The sequence below is a fragment of the Gemmiger sp. An50 genome (assembly GCF_002161595.1).
In the GTDB taxonomy this organism is placed as follows: domain Bacteria; phylum Bacillota; class Clostridia; order Oscillospirales; family Ruminococcaceae; genus Allofournierella.
On sequence record NZ_NFID01000003.1, the window covers coordinates 194642 to 214104 of the forward strand.

The 19463-nt window shown below is 59.9% G+C and carries 21 protein-coding genes; 6 read left to right on the forward strand and 15 right to left on the reverse strand.

Features of this window, described 5'->3' with window-relative positions; all coding sequences use genetic code 11:
• Positions 1-12: 12 nt before the first annotated feature.
• From B5G03_RS04605 to B5G03_RS04625, 5 genes are all read right to left on the reverse strand, one after another.
• The gene (locus B5G03_RS04605; protein ID WP_087180584.1) at positions 13-1605 is read right to left on the reverse strand and encodes a potassium/proton antiporter; all 1593 of its coding nucleotides are present in this window, start codon (positions 1603-1605) and stop codon (positions 13-15) included.
• Between the two features lie 145 nt (positions 1606-1750).
• Positions 1751-2308, reverse strand: coding sequence for a DJ-1 family glyoxalase III (locus B5G03_RS04610; protein WP_087180585.1), 558 nt, complete (start codon positions 2306-2308; stop codon positions 1751-1753).
• A gap of 55 nt (positions 2309-2363) precedes the next feature.
• The gene (gene tsaA / locus B5G03_RS04615) at positions 2364-3077 is read right to left on the reverse strand and encodes a tRNA (N6-threonylcarbamoyladenosine(37)-N6)-methyltransferase TrmO (protein ID WP_087180586.1); all 714 of its coding nucleotides are present in this window, start codon (positions 3075-3077) and stop codon (positions 2364-2366) included.
• A 207-nt stretch (positions 3078-3284) separates the two neighbouring features.
• The gene (locus tag B5G03_RS04620; RefSeq protein ID WP_140401637.1) at positions 3285-3836 is read right to left on the reverse strand and encodes a hypothetical protein; all 552 of its coding nucleotides are present in this window, start codon (positions 3834-3836) and stop codon (positions 3285-3287) included.
• 18 nt (positions 3837-3854) lie between these two features.
• Positions 3855-4349: a cysteine hydrolase family protein gene (locus B5G03_RS04625; protein WP_363256204.1), complete on the reverse strand. Its 495-nt coding sequence runs from the start codon at positions 4347-4349 to the stop codon at positions 3855-3857.
• A 291-nt stretch (positions 4350-4640) separates the two neighbouring features.
• On the opposite strand from B5G03_RS04625, the gene B5G03_RS04630 reads away from it, so the two are divergent.
• Positions 4641-4934: a zinc-ribbon domain-containing protein gene (locus B5G03_RS04630; RefSeq protein ID WP_087180588.1), complete on the forward strand. Its 294-nt coding sequence runs from the start codon at positions 4641-4643 to the stop codon at positions 4932-4934.
• Positions 4931-5299, forward strand: a complete 369-nt coding sequence (locus tag B5G03_RS04635; RefSeq protein ID WP_087180589.1) for a DUF2085 domain-containing protein — start codon at positions 4931-4933, stop codon at positions 5297-5299. Before B5G03_RS04630 ends, B5G03_RS04635 begins: the two co-directional genes overlap by 4 nt.
• Positions 5300-5378: 79 nt before the next feature.
• Here B5G03_RS04635 and rlmD read toward each other — a convergent pair whose 3' ends face one another.
• Genes rlmD through B5G03_RS04650 form a run of 3 tightly spaced genes read right to left on the reverse strand, consistent with a single transcriptional unit; the run spans position 5379 to position 8365 of the window.
• Positions 5379-6521, reverse strand: coding sequence for a 23S rRNA (uracil(1939)-C(5))-methyltransferase RlmD (gene rlmD, locus B5G03_RS04640; RefSeq protein WP_206423601.1), 1143 nt, complete (start codon positions 6519-6521; stop codon positions 5379-5381).
• 5 nt (positions 6522-6526) lie between these two features.
• Complete coding sequence (locus B5G03_RS04645) at positions 6527-7000, reverse strand: LURP-one-related/scramblase family protein (RefSeq protein WP_087180591.1); 474 nt, start codon at positions 6998-7000, stop codon at positions 6527-6529.
• Between the two features lie 30 nt (positions 7001-7030).
• On the reverse strand, positions 7031-8365 hold the full coding sequence (locus tag B5G03_RS04650; RefSeq protein ID WP_087180592.1) for a sodium-dependent transporter: 1335 nt from the start codon (positions 8363-8365) through the stop codon (positions 7031-7033).
• A gap of 255 nt (positions 8366-8620) precedes the next feature.
• Between B5G03_RS04650 and B5G03_RS04655 the strand changes: the two genes are divergently transcribed.
• Positions 8621-9076, forward strand: coding sequence for a MarR family winged helix-turn-helix transcriptional regulator (locus B5G03_RS04655; protein ID WP_087180593.1), 456 nt, complete (start codon positions 8621-8623; stop codon positions 9074-9076).
• A 3-nt stretch (positions 9077-9079) separates the two neighbouring features.
• The gene (locus B5G03_RS04660) at positions 9080-10465 is read left to right on the forward strand and encodes an MATE family efflux transporter (protein WP_087180594.1); all 1386 of its coding nucleotides are present in this window, start codon (positions 9080-9082) and stop codon (positions 10463-10465) included.
• Positions 10466-10541: 76 nt separating this feature from the next.
• Here the strand turns inward: B5G03_RS04660 and B5G03_RS04665 are convergent, their stop codons facing one another.
• The 5 genes from B5G03_RS04665 to B5G03_RS17335 form a co-directional block, all read right to left on the reverse strand.
• Entirely contained in the window at positions 10542-12074 is a 1533-nt protein-coding gene (locus B5G03_RS04665; protein ID WP_087180595.1) for an ATP-binding protein, read from the reverse strand.
• Between the two features lie 4 nt (positions 12075-12078).
• Entirely contained in the window at positions 12079-13413 is a 1335-nt protein-coding gene (locus B5G03_RS04670; RefSeq protein ID WP_242962288.1) for a vWA domain-containing protein, read from the reverse strand.
• Between the two features lie 8 nt (positions 13414-13421).
• A complete protein-coding gene (locus B5G03_RS04675) occupies positions 13422-14402 on the reverse strand; it encodes a leucine-rich repeat protein (protein ID WP_087180597.1) in 981 nt (326 codons plus the stop codon).
• A 163-nt stretch (positions 14403-14565) separates the two neighbouring features.
• Complete coding sequence (locus B5G03_RS04680; protein ID WP_162613330.1) at positions 14566-15576, reverse strand: acyltransferase family protein; 1011 nt, start codon at positions 15574-15576, stop codon at positions 14566-14568.
• Complete coding sequence (locus B5G03_RS17335; protein WP_158097574.1) at positions 15537-15776, reverse strand: hypothetical protein; 240 nt, start codon at positions 15774-15776, stop codon at positions 15537-15539. Before B5G03_RS17335 ends, B5G03_RS04680 begins: the two co-directional genes overlap by 40 nt.
• Between B5G03_RS17335 and B5G03_RS04685 the strand changes: the two genes are divergently transcribed.
• On the forward strand, positions 15769-16089 hold the full coding sequence (locus B5G03_RS04685) for a heavy metal-binding domain-containing protein (RefSeq protein ID WP_087180599.1): 321 nt from the start codon (positions 15769-15771) through the stop codon (positions 16087-16089). The two genes, B5G03_RS17335 and B5G03_RS04685, sit on opposite strands and share 8 nt — an antisense overlap.
• 316 nt (positions 16090-16405) lie before the next feature.
• Here B5G03_RS04685 and B5G03_RS04690 read toward each other — a convergent pair whose 3' ends face one another.
• Positions 16406-17179 carry a type III pantothenate kinase gene (locus tag B5G03_RS04690; RefSeq protein WP_087180600.1) on the reverse strand — a complete coding sequence of 258 codons (774 nt, stop codon included), beginning with the start codon at positions 17177-17179 and terminating at the stop codon, positions 16406-16408.
• A 36-nt stretch (positions 17180-17215) separates the two neighbouring features.
• Positions 17216-17863 carry an ECF transporter S component gene (locus B5G03_RS04695; protein WP_087180601.1) on the reverse strand — a complete coding sequence of 216 codons (648 nt, stop codon included), beginning with the start codon at positions 17861-17863 and terminating at the stop codon, positions 17216-17218.
• 386 nt (positions 17864-18249) lie between these two features.
• Between B5G03_RS04695 and coaBC the strand changes: the two genes are divergently transcribed.
• The gene (gene coaBC, locus B5G03_RS04700) at positions 18250-19449 is read left to right on the forward strand and encodes a bifunctional phosphopantothenoylcysteine decarboxylase/phosphopantothenate--cysteine ligase CoaBC (RefSeq protein WP_087180602.1); all 1200 of its coding nucleotides are present in this window, start codon (positions 18250-18252) and stop codon (positions 19447-19449) included.
• Positions 19450-19463 lie beyond the last annotated feature (14 nt).

A 19463-nucleotide genomic window follows, 5' to 3' on the forward strand; every position in this document is an offset into this window, starting at 1 on the left:
GGAAAATGCAGATCAGTAGCGGGCCACTACCAGGGTGTCGCCCGCCTGCACGCCGGTATCGCCGGTGGGAATGATGGTGCGGCCCTCCCGCTGCACCAGTACCACAAGGGTGCCGGGGGCAGGGGGAGCGTCCCGCAGCTGCTTGCCGCACAGCTTGTGGGAAGCGTCGATGCTCACCTCCTGCAGCGTCAGGCTGGTACGGTTTTCGAATTCCCTGGCGGCAATGACCAGAAGGTCGCCTGCCAGCATCCGGGTGGAGCCGCTGGGCACCAGCACACCCTCGCCCCGGCGGATGATCAGGCTGACCAGAAAGTCCGGCGGGGTCACGATTTCCCGCAGCAGCTTGCCCGCCCAGGGATGGCCTTCGTCCAGGTGAAGCTTGATGAAGCAGATGTCGTTTTCCTCCTGGTAGTCGTTGAAGGTGCGGCGCACATCCGCGTTGTCATCGATCATGGCAAAGCGGTGGGCCATGTGGGGCAGCAGGGTGCCCTGAATGCCCATGGAGAGCAGCACGATGCAGAAGACCAGATCAAACGGATCGTAGGTGAGCGGCGCATCGTGCAGCACCGCGTAGATGGCAAATACGATGGAGGCCGCACCGCGCAGGCCTGCCCAGGAGACCAGCGCGATCTGCCCGGCCTTGGCCCGGAAGGGCGCCAGTAAAGCTGCCACCGCCACCGGACGCCCCACCAGAGTGAGAAAGGCCAGAATGCACAGCGCGGGCACAAAGACCCGCGGCAGTTGGGCCGGGGTAACCAGAAGACCCAGCAAAAAGAAGATCATCATCTGGGTGATGCCGGTGATCGCGTCAAAAAAGCGCACCAAGTCCCGTTTCTGGGCGATGGGTGCATTGCCCATCAGAATGCCGCACAGATACACGCTCAGATAGCCGTTGCCGCCCAGCATGGAGGGCAGGGCATAGGCGATGAGGGCAGCGGCAAACACAAAGATCGTGTCGCCCTGGGCCATGGCGGCATGAGAGCGCCGCAGCAGAAAGGAAGCCGCAATGCCGATGCACACGCCGAACAGAATGCCGAACACCAGCTGTTTGGCCAGAACCAGCGGCACCGAGATGTCGCCGCCGGTCATCAGGGTCACCAGCACCACCGTCAGCATATAGGACATGGGGTCGTTGGAGCCGGACTCCAGCTCCAGCAGACTGGCGGTGTTGAACTTCAGGTTCAGGCTGCGGGACCGCAGAATGTTGAACACCGAGGCCGCGTCGGTGGAAGCGATGACCGAGCCGATGAGCAGGCTCTCCAGCCAGGAAAGCCGCAGCACCAGATGGATGAACAGACCGGTGAGCCCGGCGGTGAGCAGCACGCCCAGAGTGGAGAGCAGCACGGATTGCACCGCCACAGGCCGGGCGGCCTTCCAGTTGGTGCCAAAGCCACCGTAATACATGATAAAGATCAGACACATCGAGCAGACGGTCTCGGCCAGGGAATAGTCGTTGAACCGGATGCGAAACAATCCGTTTTCCCCGAACAGCATGCCCAGACCAATGAACACCAGCAGGGTGGGGATGGGAAGCTTTTCGGTGAAGTGGTGGGCCAGAATGCAGGCCAGGATCACCACTCCGACCAGCAGAAGAATTCCGTTCAAGGGCTTACCTCCTTTGAAACTGTGCGAATAAAGCCTGCGCTATAAAAACTGTATGCACAGGCGGGCGAAAAAACGCCGGAAGCCGGGCGCAGGGAAGAAAAAGCGCGGGCCGTGGCCGGCCCGCGCAAAAAGCTGTATGCTGCGATCAGAAGCCGTAGGGGTAGCCGATGGCCTGGCGTACCGCTTCGGCGGCGTCCGCGCCGCAGAGCCGCCGCACCAGCGCCAGCGAGAAGGGGATGGACGCGCCCAGACCCCAGCCGGTGATGATGTCGCCGTCCTCCACCACAGGCTCCTTGACCACGGTGGCACCGGCCAGCTGGTCGGTGAAGGAGGGATAGGCGGTGGCCTTCTTGCCCTCCAGCAGGCCGAAAGCGGCCAGCGCGCTGGGAGCGGCACAGATGGCGGCCACCAGCTTGCCTGTGGCTGCTGCCTGCTGGCAAACGGCCTTCACAAACTCGTTTTCCTTCAGGTTGGTGGTGCCGGGCATGCCGCCGGGCAGCACGATCAAATCAAAGCCGTCTGCCTGGATGTCCGCCGCGACCGCATCGGTGTCCATGCGCACGTTGTGGCTGGAAAGGATCTCCGGCTTCTGGTTCACCGATGCGGTGACAACCTCCACTTCGGCGCGGCGCAGAATGTCCACCGTGAGCAGAGCTTCACATTCCTCGGTTCCGTTTGCCATAAATACACAGGCATGTTTCATTGCAAAAACCTCGCTTTCCCGGGCCCGGGTTCCGGGCCTGATGCTTTTTGTATGGTCAGCGGCCGGTGGGCTGCCCGTCCTTGGCCGGGGCCACCCGGCACACGGTGAGCACGCCGCCGCTTACGGTGAATTTTACTTCCAGGCCGGCGAAGGTCAGGCCGTAGACCCGCTCCGGGTCGTCCTGGTAAGAGGGGCGGGGGTCCTGGGCCAGTACCCCTTGCAGGGCGCTCCGCTTGGCCTCAGGCACCCGGTCCAGCCATTCCTGGGGGAAGACCACCTCCAGGTGATAATCCCGTACAGGACCTGCAAAGCCGCTCAACGCCTCGGGATGGCAGTCCGCCGCGGGCAGATAGGGCTTGATGTCAAAAATAGGAGTGCCGTCCAGCAGGTCCGCACCCAGCACGTGGATCACCGGACCCAGCTCCGGGTGAAGCTCCACCCGATCCAGCTTCACGCAGGAAAGGCCGATGGCGTTGGGCCGGAAGGGTGAGCGGGTGGCGAATACGCCCATCCGGGTGTTGCCGCCCAGCCGGGGCGGGCGCACCGTGGGCGACCAGGTCTGCCGCACCGCCTGAGAAAACTGCCAGATGAGCCACAGATGGGAAAAATCCTCCAGCCCGCGCAGGGCGTTGGGGTCCCGGTATTCCGGCTCGAACACGATCACGGCCTGTAAGCTTTCCACCAGGCCGCTCTGGCGGGGAATGCCGAATTTGCTGGTAAAATCGCTGTGAATGCGGGCAATCACCCGCATGGGAATGGTCTCGTTCATAAAAGGTCCTTTCGGGCGTTAAGGATTTGAAGCAGTCCGGGCAGCTGCACAACAGATGTTCCGAGACTTTACTGCCTTATTATATCACAAAAAAGAAGGGTGGTGCTTTTCCAATAGTGACCGAAAATAAAAATGCGTTTTCAAGGGAGGTGTATTCCACCAAAGCTGTTGCTTGCTCTTTGTTGACTGCCTTGGATGCAGGGGGCCTTACGCATCCTCTGGCTGTGACAGAGAAAGAGCTGAAAATACTTTGCTGACTCGATAGGTGCTGTCTGCGAGTCTTGCGGTTTTATCCCAGCGGTCCGACAAAGGGAAATAAATACCATCTTTAGCCTTTTCACCAAAATTCCACTGGCCGTTTTCATCCTGATTGGCAGTGAGCCAGTCTATGACAAAGGCCAGCTTATCCTTTGCCCGGCCATATCGGCTCAATACCTCTATCGCGGCCAGATAGCGGCTTGCTGACCGAGAAGCAAAGACGATTGGCGGTTTATTCAGAGGTTTATCGTAAATGTAAAACATTCCATCAGGTTTTGACAGGTAATAGTCCAAAAAGAGGTCTTCTGTTTTTGATGACAGCACTCCGGAGAGCAGTGCGGCATGGTAGAACATCCCAAACCCTGTTTCAAATTCACTTTTGGGTTTTCGGCCTCGCCATTTCGGGCGTTCAGTCTGTACAAAAGCAGAACCGTTCTCACGCAAGTGGTGTGGGAGGTCGGGCAGCCGGCTGGATAAAGGCTTCCGTACGCTTTTGCTCATAAAAAACTCTATCGGAAATCAGTTGTCGTTCAGTTGGGATAGAACCTTGTTCAAATCGAGTACCTGAGCGTACCGATTGGCCCAGATCTTTTCCTCATAGTATCGGGTCAAATCATGGGCGCGGGCAAAATCGTTATCAAAGGTGGTGGTCGTGCCTCTGGCGATTGTTACCTCATAACCCAGCTCGAAAGCCACCTTGCAGGAAACATCAAAGCAGTATTCCGTCTGCATGCCGCAGAGGATCAGCCGGTTTGCGCCCATTTGCTGAAGATATTCATGAAGGCCGGTTTGGCGGAAGGCGCTGTTGAAGTGCTTGTCAAAACGCTTTTCTCCCGGTTTGGGGGCGATTGGCGCGGCGACCTGCCAGCCGGAGCTGCCAAACTCCAGTTCGTCTCCGGGGCCACCGTCATGGCAAACATAGATCACAGGTATACCGGAGGCGCGGCAGCGCTCCAGCAAAGAACGAATCCCGGCCAGTACACCGACCTCGTTATAGGGGCGTGCGTCTACCAGGGTGTTTGCATATCGATCACAATCAGAGCGTCATACATCATGGTTTGTCCCTCCTTTTTATACTTTTTTATTATATCACAAAAAATGGCGGGCAGCGCCGCCGCGGTCGAGGAAAGCCTCGGGGAAACGAAAGCTTCCGGATGATGCAGAAAAACGGAAGCGAATAAGGCGAAATGCTGGGGATGGTTTTTACATGTGAAAAAGTTATTGCAGATTTTTACAAAATATGATATGCTTTACTCAAACAAAGTCCACAGGCATAGTCTTGTGGAGACGAAGGAGGAATTAGCTATGGCGTTTTGTAAAAATTGCGGAAAAGAAGTCGATGATAAGGCTGTAGTATGCCCGGCATGCGGCGTACCCCAGCAGGATAAGCCGGCTGTGGTAGACAGCGGTAACATCGGATGGGCCTTTTTGGGCTGCTGTATTCCTCTGGTTGGTCTGATCCTGTTCCTGGTCTGGAAGGATCAAAAGCCCAATACGGCAAAGAAGGCCGGCATCGGTGCGCTGGTCGGCGTGATCCTCATTGTGATCTACTATGTTGTGGTCATTGCCGCCGGTGTTGGTATGGCTATGATCCAATGATTTCCTGGCTTTATGTCTGGCTGCCCCGTTTCTGCGGCTGTCACTGCAGGGACGACCGGTCATTCCACTATCGTGGACGGTGTTTTCCGGTTTGCGCCCGCTGCACAGGCGAGCTGGTGGGAATTTTGGTTGCGGCCTTGTGTTATCCAGTCTTTCATTTGAGTGTGGCCTGGTCGGCTGTTTCCATGATTCCCATGGTTCTGGACGGCGGTATCCAGGCGCTGAGCTCCTATGAAAGCACGAATGGCCGCCGGTTCGTTACCGGATTGTTGTTTGGCTGTGGATTGCTGACCTTGTTTTTCACCAGCACAGCCTTTGCATTCCGCTGGGGCGTACAGCTGGGAATGGGATTGCCCATATCCTGAAAAAGAATATCTGAAACGAAAAAAGCCCGAATCCGACTCAAAACGGATTCGGGCTTTTTGTGTGGATTGCGATGACTTGTTATTTGGACAAAAGAACAACCGTCTCCACATGCTCGGTGTGAGGGAACAGGTCCACCGGCTGGATGAAGTCGGCTTTCCAGCCTCGGGCGGTCAGATATTCCAGGTCCCGGCGCTGGGTCTCGGGATTGCAGGAGATATAAACCACCCGCTCAGGAGCCAGCTGGCAGACCGCCTGCAGAAACTCCGGGGTGCTGCCTGCGCGGGGCGGGTCCAGAAAGACCACATCCACCTGCTCACCCTGCTGGGCCATGCGCTGAATAGCGCTGGTGGCGTCTGCACAGAGGAAGCGGGCGTTGGTGATGCCGTTGGCCTTGGCGTTTTGAATGGCGCAGTTCACTGCGCTGCGGTTCAGCTCCACCCCCAGCACCGACTTGGCCTTGGCCGCGCTGGCGAGGCCGATCGTGCCCACGCCGCAATAGGCGTCCAGCACGGTCTGGCTGCCGTCCAGCCCGGCGGCCTCGATGGCCGTCTGATACAGCCGTTCGGTTTGCACCGGGTTCACCTGGTAGAAGCTGGCGGCGGAAAGCCGGAATTTCACCCCGCACAGGGTGTCCTCAATATATCCCTTGCCATACAGCAGCTTTTCGGCGCTGCCCAGCACTGCGCTGGAATGGCGGGGGTTGACGTTCTGCACCACACAGCTTACCGCCGGGCACAGCTGGCGGAGCTTGGTCACAAAGGCCTTGGAGCCGGGCAGCGCCGCCTGAGCAGTGACCAGGCAGACCAGTACCTGACCGGTGGCCCGGCTGTGGCGCACCAGCACGTGACGGATCAGACCGGTGCGCCGGTCCTCGTTGAAGGGCTCATAACGGCATGCAGCCGCGGCAGCGCGCACCGCTGCAATGGCTTCGTCCAGGGCGGGATTGTGCAGCAGGCACTCTTCCACCGGGATCACCCGGTGGGTTCCCTGGGCGTAGATGCCGCTTTGCAGGCTGCGGCCGGGCCCGGTGCAGAAGGTGGACACCGCCTTGTTTCGGTAGTGCCAGGGGTCCTCCATGCCCAGGACGGTCTGTACCGGACCGAACTTGCCCAGCAGCTTGGTCACATCCTTCTGCTTTTGAGCCAGCTGCTCCGGGTAGGGCAGGGCAAGCAGCGGGCAGCCGCCGCAGCCCTTTTTGCGGCAGGAACAGGTGTTTTTCATGGTGTTCAATCCCCTCCGGAGCACTTGGCCGCATCAATGGCCAGCACGATCATCAAGCAGAGCAGGGCATCCTCTTCCCGCTCAATATCCATTACATAGGTGTCGGTCCAGTGGAACAGCTCCTTGCTGGCAGTCATCACGGTGCGGCCCTGGCCGTCGGTCACCTGATAGTCCCATTCCAGCCAGTCGCCGCTGACCTGCCAGTCCCGGCAGTCCAGTGTGAAGCTGGGCTTGAAAAAAGTAAATTCCTTCTTGATCTGGCCGATGTACTCCTCGCCCAGATACAGCGCGAACCGGGGCAGGAAGGTGAGCACCTCTTCTTTTACGGTGCCCAGGTGGCGGCCGGCGGGGTCCAGGACCTCCAGCTTGTGGCCCCAGGCCAGCTTGCCCTCCACGGTGAAGGCGGTCTCGCCGTGTTCATTGTAAATGTCATAGCTGTCCAGCCAGGAGAACAGGCGCTGTTTGAAAAGCAGTTTCATGATTGGCGATCCTCTTTCGTTTGGTTTACATCAACCGATGCCGCCGTATGCAAAGCCCAGCAGCAGCACCAGCACGGTGAGCGGAACATATACGTATTTTGCCACCCGGCCGAAGAGCTCCGGCAGCGGCTTGCCGCGGCCGGTCTCCAGCTCCTGGCGGATGCGGGGCCAGCCCAGCACGTAATAGATGGAAATAGCGCCCAGCACCGCGCCGATGGGCACGATCACGATGGTCACGAAGTCCAGCCAGCTGCCTACCACAGGCTCGGCCTCCAGGAAAACGCCCACCCCGAAGGTGAGGCCGCCGCACAGGGCCACTGCGATGCGGCGGTCCAGCTTGAAGCGGTTCTGCCAGCTTTCGATCACGGCCTCAAACATGTTGATCAGCGAGGTGATGCCCGCAAAGGCCACCGACACGAAGAAGAACACCGCGAACACCCGACCCAGCGGCATGCGCTGGAATACAGTGGGCAGGGCGATGAACATGAGGGAGGGACCGCGGGTCACGTCCACCCCGAAGGCGAACACGGCGGGCATGATGGCAAGGCCGCTAAGCAGAGCGGCCATGGTGTCGAAGAAAGCAGTGCGCAGAGAAGCCTGAGGAATGTCGGCCTCCTTGCCCAGGTACGCGCCGTATACGATCATGCCGGACCCGGTAATGGACAGCGAGAAGAAGGCCTGGCCCATGGCCATGACCCAAGTGTCCACGTTCAGAAGGGCTTCCCACTTGGGCACAAACAGGAAGCGATAGCCCTCAGCCGCGCCGGGCAGAAACGCCACCCAGGCAGCCAGCGCCAGAAAGAGCACGAAGAACAGGGGCATGAGCACCTTGCTCACCTTTTCGATGCCACGGGCCACGCCCAGCAGCATCACCGCCGAGACCAGGATCACGATGGCCGCATGCCAGCCTACGCTGCCGAAGCTGCCGGTGGCCTGGTGGAAGAACGTCTCCGGATCGGAGCTGAGCAGCGTGCCAGTGACCGAACCTGCCAGGCTGCGCAGCACCCAGCCCAGAATGACCGCATAGCCGATGGCGATGCCCAGCGAACCCAGCAGGGGAATCCAGCTGAGGACAGAGCCGACCGTCTTTTTGCCCCGGGAGCCGAAGCAGTATTCATAAGCGCCGATGGTACCGGTACGGGCCAGACGGCCCACGCCGAACTCAGCGGAAAGGCCTACCCAGCCGAACAGGAAGGTGAACAGCAGATAGGGAATCAGGAAGGCGGCGCCGCCGTACTGGCCCACCCGATAGGGGAACATCCAGATGTTGCCCAGGCCCACCGCAGAGCCCACGCAGGCGATCACGAAACCAATGGAAGAACTGAAGCCCCCGTTTTTGTGGCGGGGGGAGTTGTTTTGACGCATGATTGACCTCACTTTCCGGCCGAAGGGCCGGGGATACTGGGCTTTATTGTATCATATCGACGCGTCAGAATCCAGCGCGGCGGCGGGTTTTCCCGATGACAATTGCTTTAAAATGGCGAAACTCTGCGGCTTTTGTGGGGAAAAAACCGGCAAAGCAGCAAAAAACTTGCGCACGCAAACAAAAAGGTTGCGCGCGCAAGCAATTCGCCGTATAATCTTATTTGAGAAAATCAGACAAAAGGAGCGGAAAACGCCATGCAGTTTATCAAATGGATCTCGGTCACTGACCGGTACAATAAGATCCATCTGGACCGGATGCTCGCCCCCTTCGGGCTGAACAGCAGCCAGCACATGTATGTGCTGCGCATCTGCGAGGTGCCGGGCATCACTCAGGACAAGTTCAACAGCTTTTTTTACATCAACCCCAGCAACATCACCCGTTCGGTGGCCGCGCTGGAGAAGATGGGTTATCTGGAACGGCGTCCCAACGAGAAGGACAAGCGTACCTGCTGTTTGTATCCCACCGAAAAAGCCCGGGCGGCCTACCAGCCCATCCGGGAGATCTGTGAGGACTGGAACCAGCGCATCACCAGCGGACTTACCGAGGAAGAGCGTGTTCAGTTTATGAGCTTGCTGGAGCGGGTGGGCGAGGCTGCGGTGGAGCAAAACCGCCTGGAGCTGGAAGCGATGAACCGGGAAAGGGAGGAATGAGCAATGGCGCAGGAAAACGTACAGGGAACAAACCCTTTGGGCTATGAACCGTTGCCCAAGCTGTTGCGTGGGTACGCAGTCCCCAGTGTGATCGCCATGCTGGTGAGCTCGCTGTATAATATTGTGGACCAGATTTTCATCGGCCAGGGCGTGGGCTATCTGGGCAATGCGGCCACCAACGTGGCCTACCCGCTCACCACCATCTGCCTGTCCATTGCGCTGCTCATCGGCATCGGCAGCGCCTCCCGTTTCTCGCTGGAGCTGGGAGCAGGGCATAAGGAAAACGCGGAAAAGGCGGTGGGTACCGCCATCACCATGATGTTCACCCTGGGCATCGTGTATCTGGTGGTCATCCAGCTGTTTTTGCAGCCGTTGCTGCGGGCCTTTGGCGCTACCGCGGAGGTAATGCCCTACGCGGAAAGCTATACCCGCATCACCGCTCTCGGCATGCCGCTGCTGATCGTGACCAACGCCATGAGCAACCTGGCCCGGGCGGACGGCAGCCCCAAATATTCCATGACCTGTATGCTGGTGGGTGCCATCACCAATACCATCCTGGACCCTATCTTCATCTTTGTATTTCGGATGGGCGTTGCGGGTGCGGCCTGGGCCACTGTGATCGGCCAGCTGCTCTCTTTCCTCATGGCGATCAACTATGCCCGGTGTTTCCGTCATATCCATCTGCAGCCCCATCACTTTGGTTACCGGCTGCGGGAGTGGGGGCGAATCGCCAGCCTGGGTATGAGCAACAGCCTGAATCAGCTGGCCATCACCTTTGTGCAGATCGTACTGAACAACTCGCTCACCTTCTACGGTGCGCAGTCGGAATACGGCAGCTCCATCCCGCTGGCAGCCTGCGGGATCGTGATCAAGACTAATGCTATTCTGATCGCGGTGCTGGTGGGTATCTCCCAGGGCTCTCAGCCCATCGTGGGCTTCAACTACGGCGCGAAGCAGTATGACCGGGTACGTGGAACCTATAAACTGGCCATCAGCTGCAACCTGGTGGTATCAGCCATCGGATTTGTGATGTTCCAGTTCTTTCCCCGGCAGATCATTTCGGTGTTCGGCACCGGCGATGCGCTGTACTTCGAGTTTGCGGTACGCTTCATGCGCATCTTCCTGTTCATGGTGCTGGTGAACGGTGTGCAGCTGATCTCCTCCAATTTCTTTGCGGCCATCGGCAAGCCCATCAAGGGCGTGATCCTGTCGCTCACCCGGCAGGTGTTCTTCCTGGTGCCGCTGCTGCTGATCCTGCCGCTCTTCTTCGGCATCGACGGCATCCTATTTGCCGGGCCCATTGCGGACAGCGTGGCTTTTGTGACCACCATCGTTCTGATCAGCCGGGAGCTGAACCATATCCGTCAGCTGGAGCAGCAGGCGGCATAAGGCGGTTCCTGTGATAAAAAAGTAGCCGCTGTCCTTCTCTCAAAAAGAGAAAGGACAGCGGCTTTTTTATGTGATCTTACAGCTTCAGCGCTTCGCCGGGCGTGCCGTTCTGGGCGGCCCGAGCAGCGGCGATCTCGCCCAGCAGGGCGTTTTCGGTGTCCGCAAAGAGCAGGTCTTTGTTGTGGGCGAAGTAGGCCTCGCAGCCGAAGGTCTCAATGTACCAGGAGGTATAGAAGCCCGCGGTCAGCTCGGTGGCGAAGATCACCAGCTCCTGGCTGCCGGGCAGGCTCTCATCCAGGAAGGCGAAGGCGTTGGAGAGATAGCTGCCGGTCTCATCGGCGGCAGCGGCCCGCTGGTCCAGCGTTTCGGCGAACAGCTCCTTGAGCCGGTCGAAGGGCTCGGCGGGGGCCTCCAGCTCCAGCGTGTGCAGGTAGCCTTCCAGGGTGCGGGCGGCCTGGTTCAGCAGCTGCATGCCCTGACGGTCGGCGCTGCCCGCTTCTTTTTTGGCGACGATCTGACGGTCCAGCCCTGCCAGCTCGGCGGTCAGGATCTGGGCGGCGGGGGTCTGGCCCAGCGCGGCCTTCACCCGCAGCAGGCTTTCGTGCAGAAGGCCCGCCAGCTGGTCCAACTGCCAGGCGGCGCGGGCGCTCTCGTTCAGGCGGGAGAGCACCAGCCCCAGCACGCTGAGCTTTTCGTCAAAGGGGGCGGCGGCCAGCTCCCGGGCCCGCAGGGGCTCCCAGCTGCCGTTCAGGATCTCTTCCACCCGGTAGACCCGGCGGTACTTGGCATACAGTTCCAGATAGTTGGCGAAGTCCTTGGCGATGGTGGGCATCTGCAAATACTGGCCCACCACCTCCCGGTCGGCGGTAAGTTCCAGGGCCTCGTAGGTGTGCAGGATCTCGGAAAGGTCCTCCCAGCCGCGGGCGGTGACGAACTGCATGCCCTCCGGTCCGGCTTCCACCTTATAAAAGTGGTCCTTTCGGATGTCCAGATAGGGGAGGATGGCCCCATGGATGCCCCGGCGCAGGGCGTATTCCTTCCAGGCGGCGTAGTCCTCCTTCACATCGATGCGCTTGACACGGTCCAGGGTCACTACGTCGAACTCCCGCACGGATTTGTTGTACTCCGGCGGGTTGCCTGCGGCAGCGATGATCCAGCCCTCCGGCAGCCGCTGGTTGCCGAAGGTTTTGCATTGCAAAAATTGCAGCATCATGGGGGCCAGCGTCTCTGAGATGCAGTTCACCTCGTCCAAAAAGAGGATACCCTCCTTGCGGCCGCTGCGCTCCATGGCCTGCCAGACCGCCGCCAGAATCTCGCTCATGGTGTATTCGGTCACGGCGTATTCCTTGCCGCTGAAGGTGCGGTGCTCGATGAAGGGCAGACCCAGGGCACTCTGGCGGGTGTGATGGGTGATGGTGTAAGCCACCAGGTCGATGTCCAGTTCATTCGCGATCTGCTCCATGATCTGGGTCTTGCCGATGCCCGGAGGGCCCATCAGCAGAATGGGCCGCTGGCGCACGGCCGGAATGCGGTAGGCGCCGAATTCGTCCTTGGCCAGGTAGGCGCGCACCGTGTTGATGATCTCTTGTTTGGCTCGTTTGATGTTCATGGCGTTATGCTCCTTGTGTGGGCTGGGGTGTGGATTCCGTCAGTTCGTCCTCGTCGATCAGCAGGCGGATGCCCCAGGGCGGCACCCGTTCCGGGTTTCCCTGGCCCGCCAGCATCACGAACACTGCGTCGTAGGGCGGGCGCTTGGCGGGGTAGACGCCCAGGCCGTCGGTGAAATATAAAATTCCTTTCAGGTGGCGGAAGGCGCCCTCCTCCCGAAGCTTGTTCACATGCTCAAACACAGGGCGGAAATCCGTGGCGCTCTGGCCGATCAGCTCAAAATGCTCCATGTAATCCGCCAGCTCCTCGGCGCTGGTGATGGTTTTATCCGCCCGCAGCTGGTCGTCGCATTGCAGGATGCGCAGCTGAAAGCGGCGGAAAAAGCTCTCGGTGTTCTTTAAAATGGCATAGGTGTAGGAAAGAAAGCTGCGCACCAGCGCGCCGGAGGTGGACATGGAGGTGTCGATGGCGATGACCAAATCCTCAATGCGTCGGGCCTCCCGTGTCTCCAGCGGCTCGATCAGCGGCATGTTGCCGTAGCGGCGCAGGCCGTAGGTGTAGTAGCCGTAGTCGAAGGAATCCACGTCTACGTTCATCTCCTCGCCCAGCACTGCGAACCGGTGCAGGAAGGCCTTGTAGTTGGCGGTGGGGCGGTTCTCCACTCGCAGCCGTTCCAGCACCGCGTCGTCGCCCGCGCCCGCTTCGGTGTACATGGTCTCCAGCTGGGTCTGGATTCGCTCGGCGATGTTCTGCCACTGGCTGGAAGCGTTCTGCTCCTGCTCGTCATTCTGTGCCCGCTCCCACAGCCGGTGGTCGTCCTCCAGAAACTCCCGGGCCAGAGTGGCTTTGTCCATTTCGTCCAGCGGATGGCGGCGGAAGTACCGGTAGACGGCCTCGGCCGTGATCACCTTCATTTCCGCCTGCAAAAGACCGTACCAGTGGGCCCGGCGGGGTCGGGGTGTGGCGGGGACCAGGCAACGCTGGGGCAGGGCATCCAGGATGGACTCCACCGCGATGTCGCAGGCAAGGTCCCAAAGGTCACCGTCCCGACCGGCCTTTTTGGGCGGGTGGCGCAGCATGCAGTGCAGAAGACTGTGCAGGTAGGTACGGCAGACCAGGCTGCGGGCCCGCTCATACCGCTGGGCTAAATAAGCTCCGTTGTAGTAGAGAGCTGTGCCGTCGGTGGCGAGGCTCGGAGTGGATTCGCGGGTGCTCAGCGGCAGGCTGCACAGCGCCGCATCCAGAAAGGGCAGGTTCAGATACAGTTCGCTGCGGGCCGCAGTTAAAATCTTCTGGCCAAGCTCCGGCCAGGGGTCGTGTCGTTGTTCTTGTTGCATCATAGGGTGCCTCACAGGTCAAAAGATCGGGCCCGGGGCGCGCCGAAGCGCCGGTTCTGGTATTCCAGCAAAAGACCCAGCGCCTCGGTGTGGCGGGCGGCGCGGGCCAGCTCGCAGCCCTCGGCCAGTGCCTGCCGGTCCAGCAGGTCCAGCCCCAGCACAAAGGCCAGGGGCACGGTGTCCGTCTCGGACAGAACCAGCTCCAGCAGCTGGGCCGTGTGCTGGGAAAGACAAGTCAGATACGCGGCGCGGGCGGCCGCGCTCAGCTGCACCGGAAAGCGCAGCCGGTCCAGCGCCATACGCACTGCCAACGAAAACTCGTGGGTGCGCAGCAAAAGGTCCAGCGAGGCGTCGTACTGGTCGTAGCGGAACCGGTGGCCGTCAAAGCTCTGGCGGCACAGATAACCCACGCCCCGGATGTTGTAATGGAAGATATGGGGCGCCGCCATCTCTTCGTAATCCTCGTCGTAAGCGGGGAAGAAGAGGCGGCACTCCGGCCCGGCGGCGGGGACAAAGCGCAGCTCCAGCTCACCGGAATATTCCTGCAGCAGGCTGCGCAGGCAGCGGCATTCCTCCGCCGGAGCGGCCAGGGTCATCCGCCGCAGGGAAAAGCAGTTCATAAAAGCATCGGTGCCCACGCTCTGCAGGCTGCCGCCGATTTCCAGCGCCTCCAGCCCGGTGCAGCCGTAAAAGGCGTAGTTGCCCAGAGAAAGGTCCTTTTGGGGCAGACGCACCAGCCGCAGAGCTGCCGCGTTGTGGGCGGGTGCTTTCTCTCCGCCGCTGGTCAGCAAAAGCTGAAACGCCCCTTCGGGCAGCTGCCTGGGCTCCCGGGCGCTGAAGGCATAATCCCCCAGGCGGGTGATGGGCAAGCCGTCCAGCTCGTCGGGCAAAAGCAGCTGGGGGGCGCTGGTCTCGCAGCGCAGCAGGGCGATGCCGGTTTCCTCTTGGATGCAGGTGAGCAGCGCGTCGCAGTCGGCGGAAAGGGAACGCATGGGCTTATGACTCCTTTGTTTGCGGAATGCTCCCCGGGCAAACTGCCCGGGAGATGACTGGTTATATTATACCACATTGGTGGAGAAAGACAACGGCTTTCGGGCGCAAAAAAACCCCGCGTCCGGCCCGGAATGACCGGAGGATGCGGGGAAGGGGATGAATTCAGCGGGCGGGATGCCTTGTTCGGCTTGGGCGCGGCTTCAGGACAGGGCGGTTCAGCTGCGGGGCACAGAACGTGGGCCGCAGCAGAGAGGCGGTAAACCGGTTGCCCAGGATCGCGCAAAGGGTCAGTGCCGCCAGCACAGCCAGACCGATGCCCATCAGCGGCGGCAGGTCCGGGCGCAGCAGCCGCAGGCTGCGCACGAAAAAGCCGTGCACAAGGAACACCGGCAGGGTGTACTGCCCAAGGGCCGCAACCAAAGGCAGCGGCTGTTTTGGAACGATGAGCAAAAGCAGGGCGATCCAGGCGGCGCTGGTGGCCAGCAGCAGAACTCGCAGCTCTGGGTCATAGTGCGCGCCCTCATAGGAGCGGCTGGCATAGAACCACACGCTGCGCACCACGCCGCGCCGCAGCCAGAGCAGTGTGCCTGCAAGGGCAATCCAGCCGGAGAGCGCGGCGATCACCCCGCGCCGGGGAAGCTGTGGCAACAGGCCTGCCAGCCCGCCGCCCGCGGCCAGATGCCCGGCGGCGAAGAAGGGCAGCAGAACCAGCGTGCGGGAAAGGCTCATGTTATAGCCGATGGTGGGGTCAAAGCCGGAGGCCAGCGCAGCGGCCAGGCAGGCCAGCAGAGCAGCCTTCGGGCTTTTTACTCCGTCGATCAGGGGCAAAAGCAGAGTCCAGAGCATCATGGAGAACAGGTACCACAGCAGCCAGTAGGGGGTGGTGTACTGCAGCGGAGCGTCGCCGTGAAGCACCAGCCGGTCGAACAGAAGATACAGCGTCTGATACACCAGATAGGGGTAGAGCAGCCGCCGGAAAAAGCGGGCCGCGTCGAACCGGGCAAACCAGCCGGAGCAGAACACGAACGCGGGCATATGGAAGGAGTAGATCAGCCGGTACAGCCAGGCGGCGGCAGGGCCGCCCACCAGCTCCAGCAGGTGGCCGAACACCACCAAAAAAATCAGAATGCCTTTTAAATTATCAAACCGGGCATCCCGTCGGGAAGTTTCCATGAAAAACGCCTTCTTTGATGGTAAGTTATCATGTGGTCCACACCGGGTCCGGGCGAAACCGCATTCGATTGTAGCACATTCTGTCCTGCAATGCAAAGTGCTTTTTGTTCGCTGCCATTGTCTTTTGAACAGGTGGATGCTATAATGAGAAAAAACGGGCATTGACCCGTGCCGGAAAAGGAGATGTTGTTGATGATCATTACCACTACCCCCTCGGTGGAGGGGCGTTCCATTCGGGAATACAAGGGCATCGTATTCGGCGAGGTCATCTCCGGTGTGGATATCTTTCAGGATATCGGTGCCGGGCTGCGAAACATCTTCGGCGGGCGCAGCTCCGGGTATGAAGAGGAACTGAAAAACGCCCGCATTCAGGCCCTGGAGGAGATGGGTACCCGCGCGGCCCATCTGGGCGCGGACGCAGTGGTCGGCGTGCGCGTGGATTACGAGGTGCTGGGCAGCAACAACGGCATGCTGATGGTGAATGTGTCCGGCACTGCGGTGGTGCTGGACTGAGCCGCCCGAAAGAAAATGCAGAAGGCCCGCCCCGGGGATTTTTCCCGGGACGGGCCTTTTTGTATGCCTTAAAAATACAATATCACAGCATCTTCATAAAGCGAGCTGATCTTTCACAGCCGTCACACGGTTTATTCAGCGGCAGTTAAAAATTGGCCGGTACAATACAAAGCGTAAGGTTCACTGCTCTCAACCCAGTAAAAGGGCAGACAAAAAACAATCCGCTGCCGGTCCGATTGAGCCGACGGGCGGCGGTTTATATAGATAAAACGCCCGAGGCCGAAGCCCCGGGCGTTTTCCGTTTCGTTCAAAAAAATTACTTCTGCTGGTTTTTCTGGTAAATGAGCAGCAGGCCCTTCAGAAGCAGCGCGTCGTCGATGATGATCTTGTGGCGGCAGTGGGGCACGATCACATTGGCCAGACCGCCGGTGGCAACCACGGTCACCGGCTCGCCCAGCTCCTCCTGGATGCGGTCGATCAGACCGTCCAGGCAGGCGGCGTTGCCGTGGATGATGCCGCTCTTCATGCACTCGATGGTGTTTTTGCCGATCAGGCGGCGGGGAGAATCCAGACTGATTTTCGGCAGCTGGGAGGTGTGGCGTACCAGCGCTTCCAGCGAGGCGTTCACGCCCGGCAGAATCATGCCGCCGATGTAGCTCTTCTCCGCGTCCAGCACCTCCACGGTGGTGGCGGTGCCCAGATCCACAATCACCAGGGGCACCGGGTAATCCCGGATGCCAGCCACGGCGCACACCACGCGGTCGCTGCCCAGTTGGGCGGGGTTGTCCATCTTGATGTGCAGCCCGTTCTTCACGCCGGGGCCCACCACCATGGCCTCGTGGCCGGTGGCTGTGCGCACCGCCTGGCAGATCAGGTTGGTGATGGGCGGCACCACCGACGAGATGATCACGCCCTCCAGCGTGTTCATATCCACATTATAAAGCTCCAGCACGTTTTTGATGCTGATGGCATATTCCAGCGAGGTCTTGCCCAGATCGGTGGAGAGCCGTTCCACAAACACGATGTTCTCCTCGGATTCCAGGTAGCCGATCACGATGTTGGTGTTGCCGATGTCCAGTGCCAGGATCATATGTCAAAACTCCTCGTTGCTCGATGTATGTGTGATTCAAACCTTGCTGCTGGTGAAGCGCAGCAGAGGGCGGCCCACCAGGGCCACGATGATGGTGGCCACAATGGCCTCCGGCACGCCCTGCAGCCCGATGATGGACAGGATGAAGGGATACACCGCATCCGCCGCGATGCCCTTGGCCGCGCCGTAGCTTTCGCCGAAGAATACGAAGATCAGGTTCATCACCAGCAGGGTGTTGGTCATGGAGCCTACGAACCCAGCAGCACCCAGGCTCACGGTGAGCTTGCCGGGGGTGGAACCCAGCAGCCGTTTCAGACCTTTAAATACAAAATACGGAAGCACGCCCACCAGAATGCGGGGCACCAGAACGATCACCAGGCTGGCCCAGCTGCCGTGCACATCGCCCAGGCTGTAGAAGGGGGTGAACACGAACGAGGTCACGTTGGGGGCCACTGTGTTGTTTACCAGGCTGGTGAGGCCGAACACACCGCCCAGCACCGCACCCTTGCGGGGCCCTAAAAGCACCGAGCCCAGAATTACCGGGATGTGGATGATGGTCGCCCGCATGAAGCCAAGCGGGATGTAGCCCAAAAAGGGTACCATGGCCATTGCGATGATAATGGCCGAAAAAAGGGCGAGCTGCACCAGCCCGCGCGAGTTGTGCGCAGTTCCGTTTCTGTACATATTCAATTGTCCTCCTTGTTATTATTCCCGAAACCGGGATACAATACGCTGTTCAGTATAGCACCAAACCCGGCACAAAACAAGGGCGATACCGCATAATTCCAGGTGGTGAAGCGCGCCCAAAAATTTTTTGTGATATGAACCAAAAAGCGCAGGCAATCCTTTGTGGATTGGCGAGCATTTTTGGAAAATAGCACAGAAAATTTTGGCGTGATACGCCGCCTGAGCCGTACGGTGTGAATTGTGCGGTGTTGCCCAAGAAAAGAATGGAATTTTTTTGTGCGGCAGCGGCTTTGGGCGAACGGCTTTCGCCGGTGCGTTTTTGTGTTATAATAGGAAGCAGAGAAAACCGGCCCCGTGGCCGGACAAAAAGGAGAAACGGCAACATGCTCAAGGGAAAACATGTGGTGCTGGCGGTCACCGGCGGCATTGCAGCATATAAAATGGCCACCATGGCCAGCCTTCTGGTGAAGCAGCACGCGGACGTTCAGGTGCTGATGACCCAAAACGCCACCAACTTCATCAACCCCATCACCTTCGAGACCCTCACCGGCCACAAATGTCTGGTGGATACCTTCGACCGGAACTTTGAATTCAACGTGGAGCATGTGTCGGTGGCCAAGCAGGCGGACATCGCCCTGGTAGCCCCCGCCACTGCCAACGTGATCGGCAAGCTGGCCAACGGTCTGGCCGACGATATGCTCACCACCACCCTGCTGGCCTGCAAGTGCAAAAAGCTGGTGGCTCCGGCCATGAACACCCAGATGTATGAAAACCCCATCGTGCAGGATAACATGAAAAAGCTGGAGCACTACGGCATGGAGCTGATCCAGCCGGTATCCGGCCATCTGGCCTGCGGCGACAGCGGTATGGGCAAGATGGTGGAGCCGGAGGTGATGCTCCAGTACATCCTGCGGGACCTGGCCCTGGAAAAGGATATGAAGGGATTGAAGGTGCTGGTCACCGCCGGGCCCACTCAGGAGGCCATCGACCCGGTGCGCTACATCACCAACCATTCCACCGGCACCATGGGCTATCAGCTGGCCCGCAACTGCATGCTACGAGGCGCTCAGGTCACCCTGGTCACCGGCCGCACCGCCCTGACTCCGCCCCCCTTCGTGGAGGTGGTGCCGGTGGTGAGCGCCCAGGAGATGTATGAGGCCGTGACCAGCCGTGCCGCCGGGCAGGACATCATCATCAAGGCCGCCGCTGTGGCGGATTACCGCCCGGCCACCGTGGCCACCGAGAAGATCAAGAAGGCGGAGGGCGGTTTTGCCATTCCGCTGGAGCGCACCCAGGACATTCTGCGCAGCCTGGGCGAAGAAAAGCACAATGGTCAGTTTTTGTGCGGCTTTGCCATGGAGACCCAGAACCTGGAGGAGAACGCCCGCAAAAAGCTGGAAGCCAAGAATTTGGACCTGGTGGTGGGCAACAACGTGAAGGTGGCAGGCGCGGGCTTCGGCGCGGGCACCAATGTGATCACCTTCATCACCAAAGAGGGCGCCGAGCCCCAGCCCCAGATGGACAAGGCTCAGGTGGCCGGCTGCATCGTGGACAAGATCTTGGCCATGCGGGCCGCAAAGTGAGCGGACCGGTTTCT

Coding starts and splice junctions, on each gene's coding strand:
- B5G03_RS17335 (WP_158097574.1), bottom strand. CDS start 15,776: ATGATCATCAACAACATCTCCTTTTCCGGCACGGGTCAATGCCCGTTT.
- B5G03_RS04650 (WP_087180592.1), bottom strand. CDS start 8,365: ATGCGTCAAAACAACTCCCCCCGCCACAAAAACGGGGGCTTCAGTTCT.
- B5G03_RS04635 (WP_087180589.1), top strand. CDS start 4,931: ATGATTTCCTGGCTTTATGTCTGGCTGCCCCGTTTCTGCGGCTGTCAC.
- B5G03_RS04675 (WP_087180597.1), bottom strand. CDS start 14,402: ATGCGTTCCCTTTCCGCCGACTGCGACGCGCTGCTCACCTGCATCCAA.
- B5G03_RS04670 (WP_242962288.1), bottom strand. CDS start 13,413: ATGATGCAACAAGAACAACGACACGACCCCTGGCCGGAGCTTGGCCAG.
- B5G03_RS04655 (WP_087180593.1), top strand. CDS start 8,621: ATGCAGTTTATCAAATGGATCTCGGTCACTGACCGGTACAATAAGATC.
- B5G03_RS04610 (WP_087180585.1), bottom strand. CDS start 2,308: ATGAAACATGCCTGTGTATTTATGGCAAACGGAACCGAGGAATGTGAA.
- B5G03_RS04680 (WP_162613330.1), bottom strand. CDS start 15,576: ATGGAAACTTCCCGACGGGATGCCCGGTTTGATAATTTAAAAGGCATT.
- B5G03_RS04665 (WP_087180595.1), bottom strand. CDS start 12,074: ATGAACATCAAACGAGCCAAACAAGAGATCATCAACACGGTGCGCGCC.
- B5G03_RS04645 (WP_087180591.1), bottom strand. CDS start 7,000: ATGAAACTGCTTTTCAAACAGCGCCTGTTCTCCTGGCTGGACAGCTAT.
- B5G03_RS04660 (WP_087180594.1), top strand. CDS start 9,080: ATGGCGCAGGAAAACGTACAGGGAACAAACCCTTTGGGCTATGAACCG.
- B5G03_RS04630 (WP_087180588.1), top strand. CDS start 4,641: ATGGCGTTTTGTAAAAATTGCGGAAAAGAAGTCGATGATAAGGCTGTA.
- coaBC (WP_087180602.1), top strand. CDS start 18,250: ATGCTCAAGGGAAAACATGTGGTGCTGGCGGTCACCGGCGGCATTGCA.
- B5G03_RS04685 (WP_087180599.1), top strand. CDS start 15,769: ATGATCATTACCACTACCCCCTCGGTGGAGGGGCGTTCCATTCGGGAA.
- rlmD (WP_206423601.1), bottom strand. CDS start 6,521: ATGAAAAACACCTGTTCCTGCCGCAAAAAGGGCTGCGGCGGCTGCCCG.
- tsaA (WP_087180586.1), bottom strand. CDS start 3,077: ATGAACGAGACCATTCCCATGCGGGTGATTGCCCGCATTCACAGCGAT.
- B5G03_RS04690 (WP_087180600.1), bottom strand. CDS start 17,179: ATGATCCTGGCACTGGACATCGGCAACACCAACATCGTGATCGGCTAC.
- B5G03_RS04695 (WP_087180601.1), bottom strand. CDS start 17,863: ATGTACAGAAACGGAACTGCGCACAACTCGCGCGGGCTGGTGCAGCTC.
- B5G03_RS04620 (WP_140401637.1), bottom strand. CDS start 3,836: ATGAGCAAAAGCGTACGGAAGCCTTTATCCAGCCGGCTGCCCGACCTC.